This is a genomic window from Hymenobacter sp. 5317J-9 (genome assembly GCF_022921075.1).
Classification (GTDB): domain Bacteria; phylum Bacteroidota; class Bacteroidia; order Cytophagales; family Hymenobacteraceae; genus Hymenobacter.
In genome coordinates this window covers 4,153,887-4,172,242 of the sequence record NZ_CP095050.1, presented here as the reverse complement: position 1 = coordinate 4,172,242, position 18,356 = coordinate 4,153,887, and the positions used below count along the sequence as shown (strand labels likewise).

Genomic DNA, 18,356 nt, shown 5'->3' with positions numbered 1-18,356 from the left:
CTAACCCAAGAGGATTTTTTTGTCTGGAATTTCGTCGTTGTACTGCTCAATAATTTCGCGCAGTATCTGCATGTCCCTTGGACAAGCAAGCTCGAATTCCTGCCAGTTCTGCAAAATTACTTTTTCTGGCATTTCAATTAAACCAGTAATAGTGTCCCAGAAAGCGTCCCAGTTTTCGCCAGCCCATTCAGGAAAATCTAATTGCTTCTTTAGCGACTGGTGAAAAGCCGATTTTGTGTTGATACCAGTTAGGTCAATGTTCATTCGATGGATACAAATTCATTGTTGCACAAATTTCTGCTGGCTTGACGCGGTTGCGGGACTATAAATAAGACTCTGCAATTTCTTTTGCTGCGACAGGAGCCAAGGGATGTGTGGCAATTAATCTGTATAGTTCAGATATGGAACGGCCCATAGTCATTGTTGCTCCGGTGTTGGCAATACGATGCACCATGTATGTAGTAATCTCGGTGGGCTGACGCTGGATAGATTTGAGCAATTCAAGCTCGTAGTTATTTAGAGCCTCTATCCCATGCAATACCCCCCACAAGACACCTTGGCTTTCATCAGTAGGAAACCGTTCCAATAATTCAAATAGTTGCTCGATGTACCTATCAGGCTCACCAGTTTCCCACAGCTCGGTTATTAAATCGTCAAGCTTCAACCAATTGCCCTCGGTTGGTTGAAAGTGCTGAATATCCTGTAATACTTGATTCGCTGGACGCATAAGTTGAATTCATGAACCTATTCATCGACAAAGCAAACACTCACGAAGCCGTATCCAGCACCTCGTCGCCGTCGTCGGCCATCGTCTTGGCCAGCTTCTCGATATTTAAACTCCGGGCGGAGGCGTCGAAAATCTCGCGGTAGGTGCCGTGGCGGGCGTAGAGCTCGTCGTGGGTGCCGCTTTCCACGAGGCGGCCTTTTTTCATGACGTGGATGCAGTCCGAATCCACGATTTGGGCGAGGCTGTGGGAGATGATGACCACCGTGCGGTCCTGCTTGATGGCGTCGAGCGAGTTTTTGATTTGCTCGGTGGCGATGGCGTCGAGGCTGGCGGTGGGCTCGTCGAGGAAGATAATGGGCGGGTTTTTGAGGAAGAGCCGGGCGATGGCGATGCGCTGCTGCTGGCCGCCGCTGAGCTGCTGGGCATCGGACTGGTACTGGCGGGGCAGGTCCAGAATCTGGTCGTGCAGGTAGGCTTGCCGGGCGGCGGCTTCGATTTGGGCCTGCGTGGAGGTGAAGTCGCCGTAGCGGATGTTTTCTTCGATGGTGCCCTTGAAAATGTGATTTTTCTGGAGCACCAGGCCGATGCGCTGGCGCAGGGCGTGGGTGTCGTAGTCGGCCAGGGGCTTGCCGTCGAGCAGCATCTTGCCGTGGTCAGGGGCGTAGAACTTGCAGAGCAGGTTGATGATGGTGCTTTTGCCGGCGCCGCTCAGGCCCACGAGGGCGGTGGTTTTGCCTTCTTCGATGGTGAGGCAGACGTCGTGCAGGGCCTGGGTGCCGCTGGGGTAGGTGAAATCGACGTTGCAAATCTCGAAGGTGCCGCGCACGTCAGCCGGTTGCAGCGGGCCGGTTTCCTCGATGGCGGCGTCGGCGTCGAGGATGGCGAAGAAGCCTTCGGAGTAGGTGAGGGCCTCGTTCATCTCGTCGTAGATGCGGTGGAGCTGCCGGATGGGCGCCGACACGTTGTTGAACAGCAAAATGTGGAACATAATGGCGCCGATGGAAATCTGGCGGTCGAGCACGAGGTAGGCCGTGAGGACGATGATGACGACCACGCCAATCTGCTCCACGAAGGTTTTGAGGCCGTCGTAGCGGAAGTTGGTTTTGCGCGTCACCAGCTGGGCGTTCACCAGCTTGGCCTGGGTATCGGCCTGTTTCTGGCCTTCAAACTGCTCGCGCACGAAGCTTTTGATGACCACAATCGAGTCGATGATGCTGATGAGGCCGTGGTTTTTCTCCTCGCGCAACTTTTGCAGGCCGCGGCGCACGCCCTGCAGCCGGTCGGCCTGCCGGAAGCTCAGCCAGAAGTACACCGGCAGGATGGCCAGCGCCACCAGCCCCACCCATTTGTTGGCCACGAACATCACCACCAGCGCCACAATGGCGTTGGCAAACAGCGGCAGGATGTCGATGAAGAAGTTTTGCACCAGCTTCATGAGGCTCTCCACGCCGCGGTCGATGCGGGTCTGGAGCTTGCCGGTCTGGTTGCCCTCGTCGGAGAAAAAGCCCAGCTCGTAGCTCAGAATCCGGCTCACGGCCGTGTTCGATAAGGTGCTCGACACATTGATGCGGATTTTCTCGCCGTAATATTTCTGTCCGAAGGTGATGAAGGTGTTGATGATTTCCTTGCCCAGCAGGATGCCGCTCACCGCGGCCAGCATGGGCCAGCCGGCGGCCAGCGCCTCATGGCGGTCGAGCAGGCCCTGCACGTTATCGACGATGTAGCGCAGCACGAAGGGATTCACCTGTGCGGCCAGCGAGCCCACCAGCGTGAGCAGCAGCGTGGCAATGACCAGCGGCCGGTAGGGCCGCACGAAGGGCAGCAGGCGTGCAATAATTTGCCAGAGACTCATCTAAGCGGGGAAGGAGTGGAGCCGGTTAGACGAGGGGGGCGGGGGCGGGGTTGGCTACTCTGGCCGGTAGAATACTTTTCTCGAAGTGACTGAACCAGCCTTTCCCTTGCTGCTACAGCTTCTGCTGTCACATCGGTTGTTTCGTTGAACTCAATTTGATTTCTGTCGAAACGGCGCAAGTAATTTCTTTCCTCTCCGTCGTCTCCACTCACGAAACTGCTATCTGCAGAATGCCAGCCTCGTTGTTGTTGCCACCATGAGGTGTCATAAAGGCCTTGAAGTGCTTGGGCAGCCTTGGCAAACGGAAATTCTGACTGCGAAAGGATGTGCTGTACAACCTCTTTTGGCAGTCGAACATGGTGCTTGATGATGTAATGGGCTAGGCCTTCTGGCCAGCAATAAGTGCCGTCTGTGAGGTCACAAGCACCCATATTATTCTCTCCGCAGCGAAATCTGCACCAGCTAAGGCCCATCCAGTAGTGCAGGTATCGGCCTTGTGCGAGGTACGCGAGCACCTTTTGTTGCTCCATCGGTGACCATTGCTGGTCCACAAACCAAGCGGGGTCTGGTAATGATGGTTGGCGAAGGTTGCGCCAAAAGCCAACGCCGATTAATTGTTCTGCCATGATAGACGAATCTGCGATTTACGGATTTAATAAAAAGCTCTCGCTGGCCCAGATTATCTCTCACCCCTGATACGGCCCGCCGGGCTCGCCCCAGCCCCAGCGCGGCATGGGCGCATCGGGCGCCACGCCGGCGTCCTCGCCGGTGAGGTTCGAGTTAATGACGGCAATGCGCGTGCCCCATTCCAGGTAGGCCACGAAGGCCGAGCGGAATTCGGGGTCGTCGGGCAGCTGCAGCTTGTCGGCGGTTTCCAGCAGCAGGTGCACCCAGCGCCGCCGGTGCTGCTCGGTGAGGTGGCGCGAGAAGTGCTTTTGAATCATCTGGAAGTGGCTGCCTTCGCTGGCGCTGTACTGCGGCGGGCCGCCGAATACCTCGGCCAGAAAATGCGCCACGTGCACCGAGTGGCTGGGGGCCATGTGCCGGAAAATGGGTTCCAGCAGCTCGTCCTGTAGCACTTTTTTGTAAAAGGCGGCCGTCAGGTTTTCGAAGGCGGGCATGCCGCCGGCCCATTCGAAGAGCGTGGGCACGGGTTTGGCATCAGGCAAAGAAGTCATGGCAGCCGAGAGAGTAGAAATACGCTTTAAAGCGAAGGTACTCTTCCGCTGGCGCCTATTCACTTCGCTGCTGACCGGCCTGGCAACTAGAGCTGCTGTGTTATAACGCCCCATTGCTGCGCACCTACGCAACGCCCTAGAATACCGCGCCTGGCTCCCATCTTTGCACCATGGATGCTACCTCAGCCACTACTTCTGCCCATTTCTCACAGTCAATGACATCCCTGACGCGGGGTGACGGCAGCGTGTACCTCACCGTGGAGCGCAACCGCGCCGAGAACTGGATTCACGCCCAGTGGCACGGACGGCAAACGCTGGGCTCCATCATGGACGGCGGCCTGACTTATGTCGACATGCTGCGCGAAGAGCCCTGCCCGAAGCTGCTGAATGACCACCGCGGCCTGGTTGGTGATTTTTCAGCGGCCAACGACTGGATTGAGCAAGTCTGGACGCCGCTCATTGTGGGGGCGGGGCTGCGCTACTTTGCGCAGGTGCTTTCGCCGGACATTTTTGGGCAGCTGGCCATCGAGAATTTGCAAATACGCATCGGCGACCTGCTCCACATTCACTTGTTCGACTCGCTCGAAAACGCTCAGAACTGGTTGCGTGGCCGGCCATAGCACTGGCCAAGCACATGTTCCCAAAGACGATTAAACTCGCTGCCTCGACTGGAAACGTTTGCGTTAATAAACCAGCGTAAATGCTTGCTTGGGCGGCAGCGCCTGCGGAAACTTGCCGCTGCAACTGCAGTGGATTGCGTTGCGGTAATGCTGGTTTAATATGATGTTCGCACCGGGTTGGGCACGCGCCGCAGGCAAGCTGAAAAGCTGTTTTCTGATTGTTTGGGGGGCTTGCCTGCTGCAGTTGGCGGCGGCCGGGGCGGTGGCGGCGCAGGGCCGGGTCACGCAGTCGCTCAACGCAGACTGGCGGTTTTGCAAGGGCACGGCCCAAGTGCCCCCGGCGTCGGCTGAGTGGCAGAAGGTGTCGGTGCCGCACACCTGGAACGCGGCCGACGTGCTCGACGACGCGCCCGGCTACTACCGGGGCGTGGGCTGGTACCGCAAAACGCTCCATGTGCCCGCGGCGTGGCAAAGCCGCAGCCTGTATCTCCATTTTGAAGGCGCCAGCCAAACCGCCGAGGTGTACGTGAACGGGCAGCTGGCGGGCCGGCACGTGGGCGGCTACACGGCCTTCAGCGTGCCCGTGGGCAAGCTGCTGCGTTTCGACGGCGCGGGCTTGTCGGCCAACGAAGTGCTGGTGAAAGTCGACAACAGCCCCAACCCCAACATACCGCCGCTTTCCGGCGATTTCTCCTTCTACGGGGGCATCTACCGCGACGTGTACCTCGTGGCGGCCAACGACGTGCACTTCGACCTGGACAATTACGGCTCTGGCGGCGTGTTTGTGAGCACGCCCGGCGTGTCGGCGGCCGCGGCCGAAGTGGCCGTGCGCGGCACCGTCGCCAACGACGCGCGCGCGGCCCGCACCGTGCGCGTGACCACCCGCGTGCTGGACCGCAGCGGCCGCACCGTGGCCCGGCAGCAGACGCGGGTGAAGCTGGCGGCCGGGCAGCGCCAGGAGTTTCGGCATGCGCTGGGCTCGGTGCCCAAGCCGCACCTGTGGTCGCCCGACGACCCGTACCTCTACCGCGTCGTGACCACCCTTGGCGATGACAACGCCCGCGCCGCCACGCTCGATGAGGTGAATAACCCGCTGGGGATGCGCTGGTTCCGCTTCGACCCCAACGAAGGTTTTTTCCTCAACGGCCAACACCTCGCTCTGGCCGGCGCCAGCCGGCACCAGGATTTTCAGGGCTTGGGCAACGCCCTGCCCGATGCCCTGCACGAGCGCGACGTGCTGCTGCTGAAACAGATGGGCGGCAACTTCCTGCGCATTGCCCACTACCCGCAAGACCCCGCCGTGCTGGCCGCCTGCGACCGGCTGGGCGTGCTGGCGGCGGAAGAAATACCGGTGGTGAACGGCATCACCGACTCGCCGGAGTTTTTTCGCACCTGCGAAACCATGCAAACCGAGATGATTCGGCAGCATTTCAACCACCCCAGCGTCATTATCTGGGCTTACATGAACGAGGTGCTGCTGCGCCTGCCCGATGGCGCCACCCGCGAAAACGCTGCCGGCCAGGCGTATTTCAAACGGGTGGCGCGGCTGGCCCAGCGGCTCGACTCCCTCACGCGGCGCGAAGACCCCGCCCGCTACACCATGATAGTGAACCACGGTGCCTTCGACCTCTACCAGCGGGCCGGCCTCACGGCCATTCCCATGCTGGTGGGTTGGAACCTGTACGCCGGCTGGTACTCGCCCAAGCTGGAAGACTTTCCGGCCTTTATGGACCAGCACCACCGCGAACTGCCCACCAAGCCGCTGCTGATAACCGAGTTTGGGGCCGATGCCGACAGCCGCTTGCACGCTTTCCCGGGCCAGCGCTTCGATAAGACCGAGGAATACGCCGCGCAGTACCACCAGTTTTATCTGAACGCCATTCGGAAGCGGCCGTTTGTGGCCGGCGCGGCCGTGTGGAATCTGGTGGAGTTCAACGCCGAGCAGCGCCAGGAAGCCAACCCCCACCTCAACACCAAGGGACTGCTCACGGCCGACCGCCAGCCAAAAGCCGCCTACCTCTACTACCAGTCGCAGCTGCTGAAAACGCCGTTTGTGCGCATCGGCTCCCGCGCCTGGAACCTGCGCAGCGGCACTGCGGCGGGCCCGGACTCGCTGTTTTGCGCGCAGCCCGTGGAGGTGTACACCAACCAGCCCACCGTGCGTCTGCTCCTGAACGGGCAGGAGCTGGGCACGCGCCCGGTCGTGGCTGGCGTGGCACGGTTCCGGGTGCCCTTCCGCCAGGGCCCGAACCAACTGACGGCCCAGGTGCCCGGCCAGGCACTGAGCGACCAGGCCGAAATCGAGTTTCTGCTGCTGCCCCAGCAACTGACCGATGCCAGGCTCCCCTTCACCGAACTCAACGTGAGCCTGGGCGACCAGCGTTATTTCACCGATGCGCCGCTGCACCAAGTGTGGGTGCCGGAGCAGGAGTACACGCCCGGCCGGTGGGGGTACGTGGGCGGCCAGGCCTACGTGGAGCCCAGCAATGGGCGGCTGCCCTACGGCTCGGGCCGCAACATTCTGGGCACCGAGTACGACGCCCTGTACCAAACGCAGCGCGTGGGCCTGCGCCAGTTCCGCCTCGATGTGCCCGACGGGCAGTACGAAGTCACGCTGCATTTTGCCGAGCTGGAAACCGCCCCGCCCGCCGAACAGCTGGCCTACAACCTCGACCAGCGCGCGGCGGCAAAGGCCGCACCCACGGCCGGCCGCTCGTTCGATGTGTGGCTGAACGGCCAGCTGGTGCTGCCCGGCCTGGGCGCTGATACCTACCTGAGCCCGTTGCAGGCCACGAGCTTCAGGCTGCCCGCCAGTGCCCAGGGCGGCAAGGGCCTGGTGCTGGATTTTAAAGCCCGCACCGGCATGACCATTCTCAACGGCATTCAAGTAAAGCAGCAGTACTAGCCTGGGCCTTGGGTGAAACGCCCATCTAGCTCCGCCGTAAAGTCAGAGCCCTTCTGCCTGACTGCCATGGAAAACACCCCACCCCCAACCCCCAGCACCGGCGCGCCGCTGAGCCGCGTCGACGGCCGCCTGAAAGTGACCGGCCAGGCCCGCTACGCCGCCGAGCAGCAGGTGGCGGGTTGCGTGCACGGCGTGCTGGTGACCAGTGCCATTGCCCGCGGCCGCATCAAGCGGCTGGACGTGGCCGCGGCCGAAAAAGCGCCCGGCGTGCTCAGCATCGTCTCGCACCTGAACGCGCCGAAAGTGCCCGGCTACCAGGACGCCACAGCCAGCAATAACCCGCGCGTGGCCGGGCAGGAAGTGAAGGTTTTCTATGACGACCAAATTCACTTCAGCAACCAGCCGGTGGCGTTGGCTGTGGCCGAAACGCTGGAACAGGCCCGCTACGCGGCCTCGCTGGTGCGGGTGGAATACGAGGTAGCCCCGCATCAGACCAACCTGGCCGCCAGCCTTGCGCAAAACCTCGTACCGCAGAAAGAAAAGGACTACCTGCGCGGCCAGCCCGACGCCTACAAAACGGCCCCGGTGCACATCGAGGCCGAATACCGCACGCCCATACAGGTGCACAACCCCATGGAAATGCACGCCGTGATTGCGCTTTGGGAAGGCGAGAAGCTGACGGTGCACACCAAAACGCAGGGCCCGAAACTGGCGCAGCAGGATTTGATGCGGATGTTCCAGCTGCCGGCCGAGAGCGTGCGGGTGCATTCGCAGTTCGTGGGCGGGGCGTTTGGGGGCTCGTCGCGCATCTGGCCACCGGAGGTGGCGGCCATACTGGGGGCGAAGAAGGTGGGCCGGCCGGTGAAGCTGATGAACCGGCGCGAGCACGAGTTCAACCTGGTGGGCTACCGGCCGCTTTCCATTCAAAAGATGGGCCTGGGTGCCACACCCGATGGCACGCTGGTGGGCATCACGCACCGCGCCTACGGCAACACCTCGCGCTACGAGCAGTTTGCCGAGCGCATCGTGCACCCCACCAAGTCGGCTTACAAAACCCCCAACCTGAACACGAATTACCGCCTCGTGCCGCTCGACCTGAGCACGCCCGCCTGGACGCGCGGCCCCGGCGAAACCAGCGGCTCGTTCGCCCTGGAATCGGCCATGGACGAGCTGGCCGTGGCCCTGAACATGGACCCGCTGGCCCTGCGCCTGAAAAACTACGCCGACCGCGACCCCGAAAACGACAAACCCTGGAGCAGCAAAGGCTTGGGCAAGTGCTACGAGCGCGGCGCCGCGCTTTTCGGTTGGGCCAAGCGCCCGCCCGCGCCGCGCTCCATGAAGCAGGGCGAATGGCTGGTGGGCTGGGGCATGAGCACGGGCATCTACAAAGCCGAGCGCAGCCCTGCCACGGCCCGCGCCCGCCTGCTGCCCGACGGCTCCCTCATCGTGCAAAGCGCCACCGCCGACACGGGGCCCGGCACTGCCACCATCATGACCCAGATTGCGGCCGATGCCAGCGGCGTGGCCCCGGCCCAGATTCGTTTCGACTTGGGCGACGCGGCGTACCCGGAGGCGCCCTTGCAGGCGGGCTCGCACACGGCCACGTCGGTGGGCTCGGCGGTGCACGAGGCCTGCGCGGCCCTGAAAAAGCAGGTGCTGGACCTGGCCGCCCGCGTGCCGGGCCAGGCGCTGGGCAAGGTGAGCGCCGCCGACCTGACGGTGGAAAACGGCTTCGTGGTTTCGGCCAAAAAGAACCGCCGCCTGAGTTTCGGCGAGGTGCTGAAGCAGCACGGGCTGCCGGCGCTGGAAGTGACGCAGAAAGCCGAGAAGTCGCCGGAGATGGAGCCGTACTCGGGCAAGTCGTTTTGCGCCAATTTCGTGGAAGTGCAGGTGCACCCGCTCACCGGCGAGGTGCGCGTGAGCCGGGTGGTGTCGGTGGTGGACGCCGGCCGGGTGCTCAACGCCAAAACGGCCCGCAGCCAGGTACTGGGCTCGGTGGTGTGGGGCATCGGGCTGGCCCTGATGGAGGAGGCCCGCCTCGACCACCGCTACGGCCGCGTGGTGAACCACGACCTGGTCGACTACCACGTGCCCGTGAACGCCGACGTCCCCACCATCGAAGTCGAGTTCATCAACGAGCCCGACGAGCGGCTCGACCCCATCGGCGCCAAAGGCCTGGGCGAAATTGGCCTGGTGGGCTTTGCCGCCGCCGTGGCCAATGCCGTGTACCACGCCACCGGCCAGCGCGTGCGCGAGCTGCCCATCACGCCCGACAAGCTGCTGCCCGCCACCAAAGGCACCTGATACTTTTACTTCTGGCCATGAGCATTCAAACCGCCTACAACGCCTGGGCCGATACCTACGACACGGTCCTGAATAAAACGCGCGACCTCGAGGCCGTGGCCATCCGACAACTGCTGGCCAAACTGCCGTTTGCGGAGGTGATTGAGCTGGGCTGCGGCACGGGCAAGAACACCGAATGGCTGGCCACGAAAGCCGCCCACGTCACGGCCGTGGATTTTTCGGCCGAGATGCTGGCCCGCGCCCAGGCCAAGCTGGCGGGCGGCAACGTGCGCTTCCAGCAGGCCGACGTGACGCAGCCGTGGAGCTGGGCGCAGCAGCCGGCCGAGCTCGTGACCAGTAGCCTGATTCTGGAGCACATCGCGGACATGGGCCCCGTGTTTCGGCATTGCAGCCAGGCGTTGCGGCCGGGCGGCTGGTTCTACGTGGGCGAGTTGCACCCATTCAAGCAGTACCAGGGCAGCAAGGCCCGCTACTTGGCCGCCACCGGGGCCGAGGTGACGGTGGAATGCTACACCCACCACTTGTCCGACTTCCTCGCGGCCGCCCGTCCGCACGGTTTTCGCTGCCTGGACCTGCGCGAGTACTTCGACGACAACGACCGCACCGCCGTGCCGCGCATCGTCAGCTTTTTGTTTCAGAAAGAAGCCTGAGGCAGTAGGGGAGGAGTGAGGAGAAAAGCACGTTTACGGGCTAAGGAACGGCTTTTTGGGGCAGCAGGGCGGGGTGCGCGAGCGCCACTGGCGCACCGGGCGTGCGTTAGGCGCGGCGGTATTTTTCCGCAAACGTTTTCATAGATAAATCGGTGAGTTTCCTTGCTTTCCGGTTGGGGGCGCCAATACCTTTAAACGCGCTACTGCTGCAGCCGGCCCCTCTGCACGGCCACGCGCAGTAGCGGAAATCACCCTGGGAAAGGGCCCTTGCCCTGCCGAACCGGCCCGCCACGCGGGCCCCGGAATCCTCATGCCGGCCGCGAACGCCGCCGGCCCCTGCGCTGCTTTTCAACCAAACCCCACCCCCTTTCATGAAGAGACTGTTATTCCTACTCGTGCTGAGCTGGCTGGCGCTGCCCGCAGCGTCGGGCCAGACCATTTCGCCCTACCTGGCGGGCCAGAACGCCTGGCTGCCCACGGCCCTGGGCACGCAGGTGTTCAACGGGCAGCTCGACAAGCTGTGGCCGCTGGTGAAGCAGTCGAAGGTGCGCATGGTGCGCATCGGCGGCAACGGCGTCAACTCCAACCTGGTCACCAACGCCCAATACATTGCCCTGATTGATTCCATTCGCCGCATCGGGGCAGAGCCCATGGTGCAGGTATCGGAGGGCCGGGGCCGCTTCACGGCCGCGCAGGCGGCGCAGGTAGTGCAGTACGTCAACATCACCATGGGCCGCAACATCAAGTACTGGATTATTGGCAACGAGCCCGACCTGGCCTCGCAGCCCAACCCGGTGAGCATTGCGGGCGTGGAGGCCTATATCAAGTCCTTCGCCTCGGCCATGAAGGCGGTGGACCCCAGCATCCTCATCGTGGGTCCCGAGAATGCGTCTTACGGCGGGGGCTACTTCCCCGCGCTGGTGGGCGGCGCCAACGACATCACCGGCACCGACGCCAACGGGCGCTACTACGTCGACGTTATCTCCTTCCACACCTACCCCTTCAACGGCACCCAGACGCGGGCCCAGGTCACCAGCGGCACCACCAACCTCACCAACAACGTGGTGAACCTGCTGGGCCTGATGGCCGCCGCGAATGCCAAAAACAACCGCACCGGCACCAACGCCCTGCGCTGGGCCCTCACCGAGTTCAACGTGGACTACGCCAACCCCGGCAACAACACCGTGGAAGGCGTGGGCGTGCACTCCTTCCTGAACGGGCAGTTTTGGGCCGAGGTGTTTGGCGTGGGCATGAAGTACGAGGCCGTGTCGATGCAGCCCTGGTCCATTCACGAGGGCAGCGGGGCCCGCGGCGCCGGCGATTTGGGCTACATCGACGGCAGCACGGCGGCCACGTTCAAGCCCCGCTCGGCGTTCTGGCACGAGATGCTGGTGTCGGAAAACATGCACGGGCTCAACCTGAATGCCACCGACAATCAGGCCCTGGTGAAAGTGCTCAGCAGCACCGACAACGGCACCACGGCCGTAATGCTGCTCAACGAAAGCGAGGCGGACGACTACGATTTCACGGTGCAGCTCGACAATACGGCCATTGGGGGCGCCAGCGCGCTCAAGGTCAACGTGCCGGCCGGCATCAATGCCGCCTACACGAACCGGCTGTACGCGCAGTCGACCCTGGTGCTGCTGTTCAATGCCCAGGGCCAGCTCACGCGCAAAATCATCTATTCGCTGCAGCACGCCCAGCAGACGCTGCCGCCCACCTACCTCGGCCCAAACCAGAACTACACGCAGCTGTCGTTTTCGGCCGATAAAACCTTCAGCTGCATCGCGCCCGAAGCCGTGACGTACACGGCCGCCGTGCTGGGCGGCTACACCACCCTGGACTGGAACTTTGGCGCGGGCGCTACGCCGGCCACCGCCAGCGGCAAAGGCCCCATTGCGGTGACCTACGCCACGGCCGGCCCCAAAGACGTGACCTTGACGCTGGTGAACCCCGACACGACCATCGTGCTGAGCAAGCCAGCCTACGTGCAGGTGAGTGCCTGCGTGCGAACCCCTTACAACGGCACGCCGGCCGTGATTCCGGGCGTGGTGCGGGCCGTGGAGTACGATTTCGGTGGCCAGGGCGCGGCCTTCAACGACTCGGACGCGGCCAACCGCGGGGCGGCCGTGGACCCCACCGTGCCGCGCCCCAACGAAGCTGTGGACACTGAAAACGGTGACGGCGGCTACGGCAACGTGGGCTACTCGGCTACCGGCGAGTGGCTGAAATACTCCGTGAACATCCTGCGCAGTGGCCTCTACAAGGTGACGGTGCGGGTGTCGACGGGCGCCACCTCGACGGGCTCATTGCGGCTGAGCGTGAACGACGTGGACCGCACAGGTGTGGTAGCCGTGCCGGCCACCGGCGGCTTTGGCACCTACCAAGACCTGGTTATCAATAACGTGTACCTGGCGGCCGACCCCAACGCCACGCTGAAGTTCGACATCGTGAGTGCCAGCCTCAACTTCTCCAAGCTCACCTTCGAGGAGCAGCCCATGACAGGCATTGTGGTGAACCGCACCTACAACGAAGCCGCTTCCGTGTTCGACGGCAGCAAAGACGCCGTGGAGCTGCTGATTGTGAAGGACCATCTCGACATCCGCGGGCTGATTGTGAAGGACTTCGAAAGCAACCTCACCACCGACAACGGCGGCAAGTTCCAGTTCAAGGACAACGCCTTGTGGAAGGACCTGCGCATTGGCACCACCATCGTGCTGCGCCGCCTGTTGTCGGACGTGGCGGGCTACGCCGAAGACCTGAACCCCGCCGATTTTAAGCTCGACCTCTTTCTGGAAAACGCCACTTACCTCGATGCCTTGGGCACGGCGGGCCAGAATTTTAACATCACTGGCACCGACATGGTGCTGCTGAAAACCGGTGCCCCCACCGGTACTGATAACGCTGTGCACGCGCTGGCCAGCAACAACGGCGGGAGCCCTGTATCGGCCTTCTACACGGCCGTGGCCGGGCCCAAGCTTACCTACAGCACCACGCTGCCGGCGGGCTCCTTCCTGTATCCCACCAACCCGGCCCAGAGCACGGCCGACTACAACGGTACCGCCGTGGCCGCGTCGAGCAGCGCCAGCCGCAACTGGGGCGACGGCTTCGGCGCCAACAACATCAACTACATCCTGACCCTGCGCGGCCTGGCCAACCCGGCGCCGCCCGTGGTGGTGAACCGCGTCTACAACGGCTCGAACGACGGCACTGGCAACCTCGACGCCGTGGAGCTGCTGGTGGTGCAGGACCACGTGGACATGCGCGGGATGATTGTGAAGGACTTTGAAACCAACGGCACGGCCGACAACGGCGGCAAGTACCAGTTCAACAACACCGCCTTCTGGGCCGATGTGCGCAGCGGCACCACCGTGGTGCTGCGCCAGCTGGCCGGCCCCGCCGGCTACGTGCAGGACGCCGACGCCTCCGATTACACCCTGGACCTGCTGCTCGGCAACACCACCTACCTCACCAACGCGGGCGGCGGCAACATCTTCAACATCACGCAGTACGACATGGTGATGGTGAAAGCAGCCGGTTCGGGTGCTGCGGGCGTTACGGGTTCCATTCATGCCTTTGCTACCCGCGGGGCCATCGGCGGGGCCGGGGCGGCCGTCACGACCAACTACCAGTCGATACTGGGCTACAAGATGGCCGCCCCCGACCTCGACAACGGCGGCAGCCCGAGCAAATTCGTTTACCCGCTCAACCCAACCCAGACCCTGGCCGACTACAACGGCACGGGCAAAGCCAACGCCTCGGGCAGCACCGCTCTCAACTGGGGCTTCGGCTTCGGCACGCCCAACATCACCTACATCCAGAGCCTGCGCAACGCTCTCATTGGGCCCGATTTGGTGGTGCTGAGCGGCCAGAGCATGGGCGCTGGCGGCAGCTACAACAGCATCACGGTGCAGAGCGGCGGCACGCTCACGCTGCAGCTGGGCACCACGGTGGCCACCTCGGTGCGCGTGCTCACGGGCGGACGGCTCATCACCAACTGCGCGGTGCTGGGCGGCGCGGGCAGCTTCGAGCTGCAGGCCGGCGCCGAGCTGCACATCTGCGACCCGGCCGGCATTGCCGCCACCGGGGCCACGGGTGCCATTCAGCTCACCGGCCCGCGTTTGTTTTCGGCCGATGCCGTGTACACCTACAACGGCACCGCGCCGCAAGTAACCGGCGCCGGCCTGCCCGCCAGTGTGCGCAGCCTGACGGTGAACAACACGGCCGCCCTCAGCACCGACCGCACCCTGACGCTGAGCCAGCCCCTGAGCGTGGCCCAGGTGGCCCGCCTGCAAAGCGGCAACCTCGCCACTGGCGGCCAGGCTTTCACGCTGCTTTCCAGCGCGGCCGGCACGGCTTTGCTCGACAACACGGGCGGCGTGGTGACGGGCGCGGGCACCATGCAGCGCGCCATCACGAGTTCCGTGACGGGCCCGGCCTACCGCCACTACAGCTCGCCGGTGGCCGGTGCGCCCCTTAGCAGCGTGGGCACCGCGGGCTTCGTGCCGACTTTCAACACGGACTACAACGCCAGCGCTACGCCCAGCGCGGTGACGCCCTTCCCCACAGTGTTTGGTTACGATGAAAGCCGTATTGCCACCGCCACTTCCAACTACAGCGCGTTCGACAAAGGCTGGTTCTCGCCCGCCAGCGGCGCCGACCTCATGCAGCCCACCCGCGGCTACAGCGTGAATGCGCCCGCTACGCCCGCCCCGGTGGCATTCACCGGCACGTTCAACAACGGCGCGCAGGCCTCCGGCGCCCTCAGCCGCGGGGCTGACGTGGACGCCGGCTGGCAGCTGCTCGGCAACCCGTATCCGTCGCCGCTGGACTGGAGCACCGTGACGGCCTCCCAGCGCCCGGGCATGGACGCTGCCATGTATGTGTACCAAAGCACCGGCCAGTACGCGGGTACCTACCGCAGCTACGCCAACGGCGTGGGCGCCTCCCCGCTTATTGTGGCCGGCTCGGGCTACTTTGCCCGCGTTTCGGCCCCCGGCACGCCCGGCGCCGTGAACCTGACCAATGCCAACCGCGTCACGACTTTCGGCCCGCAGCCCACTTTCGGCCGCGGCACCCTGGACGCCCGGCCGCTGCTGCGCCTCACCCTGAGCGGTGCCAACCTGCAGGACGACGCCTACGTGTACTTTGAAGCCGGCGCCACGGCCGGTGTGGACGCTGAATTCGATGCCACCAAGCTGCCCAATCCCGCCGGGCTCGACCTGGCCGTGCTGGCTGGCAACACGCCGCTGGCCATCGACGGTCTGGCGCCGCTGAGCGCTGCCCAAGTGGTGCCGCTAAGCCTGCGCGCGCCGCAAGCTGGCACCTACACCTTCGCGGTGGCCGATTTGAGCAACTTTGGCTCGACGTCCGTGTACCTGCGCGATGCCGCGGCGGGCACGCAGCAACTGCTGGTGCTGGGCGGCAGCTATTCGGTAACGTTGGCGGCGGGGGCGAACAACGGGCGCTTCAGCCTGGCGTTTGGCGCGGCGCTGGCCACGGCGGCTAAAGCCGAGCTGGCGGCCGATGCCGTGAGCATGTACCCCAACCCGGCGCACGCCCGCTTCACGGTGCTGCTGCCGCCGCTGGCGGGGCTGCGCGAGGTGCGGGCCACCTTGTTTAACGCCCTGGGCCAGGCGGTGCTCAGCCGCACCATTGGCCTGAGCGGGGCCGGCGCCACGGCCGAGTTTGCCACTTCGGGCCTGGCCGCCGGCGTGTACACGCTGCGCCTGCAGGCCGACACGCAGGTGCTGACCAAGCGCGTGGTGCTGCACTAGCAGGGCCCGGCCGCTGCGGCCTTTTTACCACTGCCATTGCTGGAATGCCGGCGTCCCCAAATGGGGGCGCTGGCTTCCCTATTGCCTTTTCTTTCCTTCACCAACCCCAATTCCCACATGAAAAAGCAAGCTACCCTTTCGCTCATTTCTCTTCTTGCCCGGCCCCGTGCCGCGCGCTGGGGCCTCGTGCTGCTGCTGGGCTTGGCCCGGTTTGTGGCGTCGGCCCAGGCCATTTCGCCGCAGTTTTTTGGCATTAATTACTGGAATATCAAGTCGGGCTCGACGGCCCTGACCGACCCGCTGGCCAACATCGCGCCCGACCTGCGCAAGGCCGATTTGAAATGGATGCGCATCGGCGGCAACCGCTTCGACACCGACCCGCTCTGGGAAAACGCGGCCAACTACGCCAGCGCCATCAACTACGCCCGCTCGGTGGGCGCTACGCCGCTGGTGCAGATTCCCATTCACCTCACCGCCACCGAGCTGGGGGCGTTTGTGGCGGACTGCGCCAACCGGGGCTACAACATCACCTACTGGGCCATTGGCAACGAGCCCGACCCCTCGGGCACCACGCTGACCTGGGTTTCGGGCTCTTCCACCTACCTCGGCTACACCTACGCCACCTGGGCGGCCCACTACCGCGAGCTGGCTGCAAAGCTCAAAACCGTAGCCCCGAACGCCAAGCTGGTGGGCCCCGATTTCCGGCTGTTCTACAACGTGGCCAACCCCGGCGATACCGCCGGCCTGCCCAGCTACTACCAAACTTTTCTCGACGACCTGGGCGATGCCTACCTGGCCGGCACCACCATTCCGCTGCTCGACCATTTCGCCTTCCATTTCTACGCCGACCGCACCGAGTCCGTGGTGAGCAGCCGCTTTGCCACGCTGCGCACCATGCTCAACACCATCAACAACGGGCCGCGCAAGAACAATGGCCCGGCCGCTCCCATTACCCTGGCTGTGACCGAAGTGAACGTGAACAACGCTGCCGACAACGAGGCTAATGCCTGGGAGTTCAAAGCCGGGCAGTTTGTGGCGCTTATGGCCAAGAATGCCATGCAGCAAAGCGCCCTCTGCTTCACGCCCTGGAGCATTTACGAAAGCGGCGCGGGCCAGACCGAGTTCGACTACTCGCTCTACGCCACCATGGGCAGCACCGGCAGCCCGGCCCGCCGCTCCACCATGTGGCACCTGGCCATGCTCAGCAACAACCGCCAGGCCAACGTGATGAACGGCACCCAGAGCACCGAGCAAAACAACCTGGTGTTCATCGGCATGCGCGGCCCCGACGGCTACACCCTGCTGATAATGAACATGCAGGCCAGCACGTCCTACACCTACCGCGCCTCTTTCGACGGCACTTACCACGCCGGCTCCGAAGCCGTGAAGCTGAGCCTGGAAGCCTACACTCCGCTGAGCCGGGAGCTGGTTGGCAGCATTCCCGCCCGCACCACCCACCTCTACCGGCTCGATGCCAGCGGCAACGTGCTCGAAAAGCTGTACTACACCGACGGCGACGCAGCCCCGCGCCACCAGCTGTCCTTCAACCTGGTGAGCCGCAGCTCCATTGCTGCCGGCACCGCTGGCTACGCCCGCCCCACCGGCGGCGCGGCCACGGCCGACGTCACGCAGTTTGTGGGCGATGCCTCGGCCCTGAGCTCGACGCGCTGGGTGCTGCAGCCCGCCGACCCCGGCTATTACTACGTGCTCAACCAGTCAACCAACCTAGCCCTACGCCCCAAAGGCGCCACCGACGCCGAGCGCCTGCAGGAAAACCAGCCCATCAGTCAGGAAGCCCTGAGCACCAGCGGCACCAACGGCGACTATATGATGTGGAAGGTGGTGTACACGGGCAGCGGCGGCTACTACCGCTTCCAGAACAAGCGCAGCGGCAAGTACCTCAACGTGAAAGGCGGCGGCGTGACGGCCGACCTGCCGCTGGTGCAGTACACCGACCAGCCCACCTACCTCTCCGAGCAATGGCGCTTCGATGCCGCGGCGGCCGACAACGAGGCCGTGCAGGCCCGCCCCGCCGTGGCCGGTCTCGCCAGCGGCCCCGCGCCGGCAGCGGGGTTGAGCACCTTCCCCAATCCTGCCACCGGCACCCTCTACCTGGCCCTCGACGCCGATGCCGGCCAGGCCATTCTGCGCGACCTCACCGGCCGCGTGTGCCTGTCGCGGGCCGTGGGCCGCAACGGTCAGCTCGATTTGCAGGGCCTGGCCTCCGGCATGTACCACCTCACTGTGACCACCGCTACCGGCCAGCTTCAGCAGAAAATCGTGAAGGAGTAAGCCGGGTTGTAAACGCAAAAAAGGGCCGTCCTTGTACAGGGGCGGCCCTTT

11 protein-coding genes are annotated in these 18,356 nt (G+C 63.9%); 6 read left to right on the top strand and 5 right to left on the bottom strand.

Annotation, left to right across the window (positions count from 1 at the left end; translation table 11 throughout):
* From MUN81_RS17480 to MUN81_RS17460, 5 genes are read right to left on the bottom strand one after another with little or no spacing between them, the layout of a single operon-like run.
* Positions 1-264: a barstar family protein gene (locus MUN81_RS17480; protein WP_245112753.1), complete on the bottom strand. Its 264-nt coding sequence runs from the start codon at positions 262-264 to the stop codon at positions 1-3.
* A 58-nt stretch (positions 265-322) separates the two neighbouring features.
* A complete protein-coding gene (locus MUN81_RS17475) occupies positions 323-727 on the bottom strand; it encodes a hypothetical protein (RefSeq protein ID WP_245112752.1) in 405 nt (134 codons plus the stop codon).
* Positions 728-767: 40 nt separating this feature from the next.
* Positions 768-2,579, bottom strand: coding sequence for an ABC transporter ATP-binding protein (locus MUN81_RS17470; RefSeq protein WP_245112750.1), 1,812 nt, complete (start codon positions 2,577-2,579; stop codon positions 768-770).
* Positions 2,576-3,205, bottom strand: coding sequence for a hypothetical protein (locus MUN81_RS17465; protein ID WP_245112748.1), 630 nt, complete (start codon positions 3,203-3,205; stop codon positions 2,576-2,578). The genes MUN81_RS17470 and MUN81_RS17465 overlap by 4 nt, the downstream gene beginning before the upstream one ends.
* Before the next feature lie 60 nt (positions 3,206-3,265).
* Positions 3,266-3,757: a group II truncated hemoglobin gene (locus MUN81_RS17460; protein ID WP_245112747.1), complete on the bottom strand. Its 492-nt coding sequence runs from the start codon at positions 3,755-3,757 to the stop codon at positions 3,266-3,268.
* Between the two features lie 215 nt (positions 3,758-3,972).
* On the opposite strand from MUN81_RS17460, the gene MUN81_RS17455 reads away from it, so the two are divergent.
* The 6 genes from MUN81_RS17455 to MUN81_RS17430 all read left to right on the top strand — a co-directional run bounded on the left by MUN81_RS17455 (position 3,973) and on the right by MUN81_RS17430 (position 18,305).
* Positions 3,973-4,377 carry a hypothetical protein gene (locus MUN81_RS17455; RefSeq protein WP_245112745.1) on the top strand — a complete coding sequence of 135 codons (405 nt, stop codon included), beginning with the start codon at positions 3,973-3,975 and terminating at the stop codon, positions 4,375-4,377.
* A gap of 160 nt (positions 4,378-4,537) precedes the next feature.
* On the top strand, positions 4,538-7,282 hold the full coding sequence (locus MUN81_RS17450) for a glycoside hydrolase family 2 TIM barrel-domain containing protein (protein ID WP_245112744.1): 2,745 nt from the start codon (positions 4,538-4,540) through the stop codon (positions 7,280-7,282).
* 66 nt (positions 7,283-7,348) lie between these two features.
* The gene (locus tag MUN81_RS17445; protein ID WP_245112742.1) at positions 7,349-9,586 is read left to right on the top strand and encodes a xanthine dehydrogenase family protein molybdopterin-binding subunit; all 2,238 of its coding nucleotides are present in this window, start codon (positions 7,349-7,351) and stop codon (positions 9,584-9,586) included.
* A gap of 17 nt (positions 9,587-9,603) precedes the next feature.
* Positions 9,604-10,236, top strand: coding sequence for a class I SAM-dependent methyltransferase (locus MUN81_RS17440; RefSeq protein ID WP_245112740.1), 633 nt, complete (start codon positions 9,604-9,606; stop codon positions 10,234-10,236).
* Positions 10,237-10,607: 371 nt separating this feature from the next.
* A complete protein-coding gene (locus MUN81_RS17435; RefSeq protein ID WP_245112739.1) occupies positions 10,608-16,013 on the top strand; it encodes a carbohydrate-binding protein in 5,406 nt (1,801 codons plus the stop codon).
* A gap of 117 nt (positions 16,014-16,130) precedes the next feature.
* Positions 16,131-18,305: an RICIN domain-containing protein gene (locus MUN81_RS17430; RefSeq protein WP_245112737.1), complete on the top strand. Its 2,175-nt coding sequence runs from the start codon at positions 16,131-16,133 to the stop codon at positions 18,303-18,305.
* Positions 18,306-18,356: the final 51 nt, after the last annotated feature.

Coding starts and splice junctions, on each gene's coding strand:
- MUN81_RS17435 (WP_245112739.1), top strand. CDS start 10,608: ATGAAGAGACTGTTATTCCTACTCGTGCTGAGCTGGCTGGCGCTGCCC.
- MUN81_RS17450 (WP_245112744.1), top strand. CDS start 4,538: ATGATGTTCGCACCGGGTTGGGCACGCGCCGCAGGCAAGCTGAAAAGC.
- MUN81_RS17475 (WP_245112752.1), bottom strand. CDS start 727: ATGCGTCCAGCGAATCAAGTATTACAGGATATTCAGCACTTTCAACCA.
- MUN81_RS17480 (WP_245112753.1), bottom strand. CDS start 264: ATGAACATTGACCTAACTGGTATCAACACAAAATCGGCTTTTCACCAG.
- MUN81_RS17440 (WP_245112740.1), top strand. CDS start 9,604: ATGAGCATTCAAACCGCCTACAACGCCTGGGCCGATACCTACGACACG.
- MUN81_RS17430 (WP_245112737.1), top strand. CDS start 16,131: ATGAAAAAGCAAGCTACCCTTTCGCTCATTTCTCTTCTTGCCCGGCCC.
- MUN81_RS17445 (WP_245112742.1), top strand. CDS start 7,349: ATGGAAAACACCCCACCCCCAACCCCCAGCACCGGCGCGCCGCTGAGC.
- MUN81_RS17465 (WP_245112748.1), bottom strand. CDS start 3,205: ATGGCAGAACAATTAATCGGCGTTGGCTTTTGGCGCAACCTTCGCCAA.
- MUN81_RS17470 (WP_245112750.1), bottom strand. CDS start 2,579: ATGAGTCTCTGGCAAATTATTGCACGCCTGCTGCCCTTCGTGCGGCCC.
- MUN81_RS17460 (WP_245112747.1), bottom strand. CDS start 3,757: ATGACTTCTTTGCCTGATGCCAAACCCGTGCCCACGCTCTTCGAATGG.
- MUN81_RS17455 (WP_245112745.1), top strand. CDS start 3,973: ATGACATCCCTGACGCGGGGTGACGGCAGCGTGTACCTCACCGTGGAG.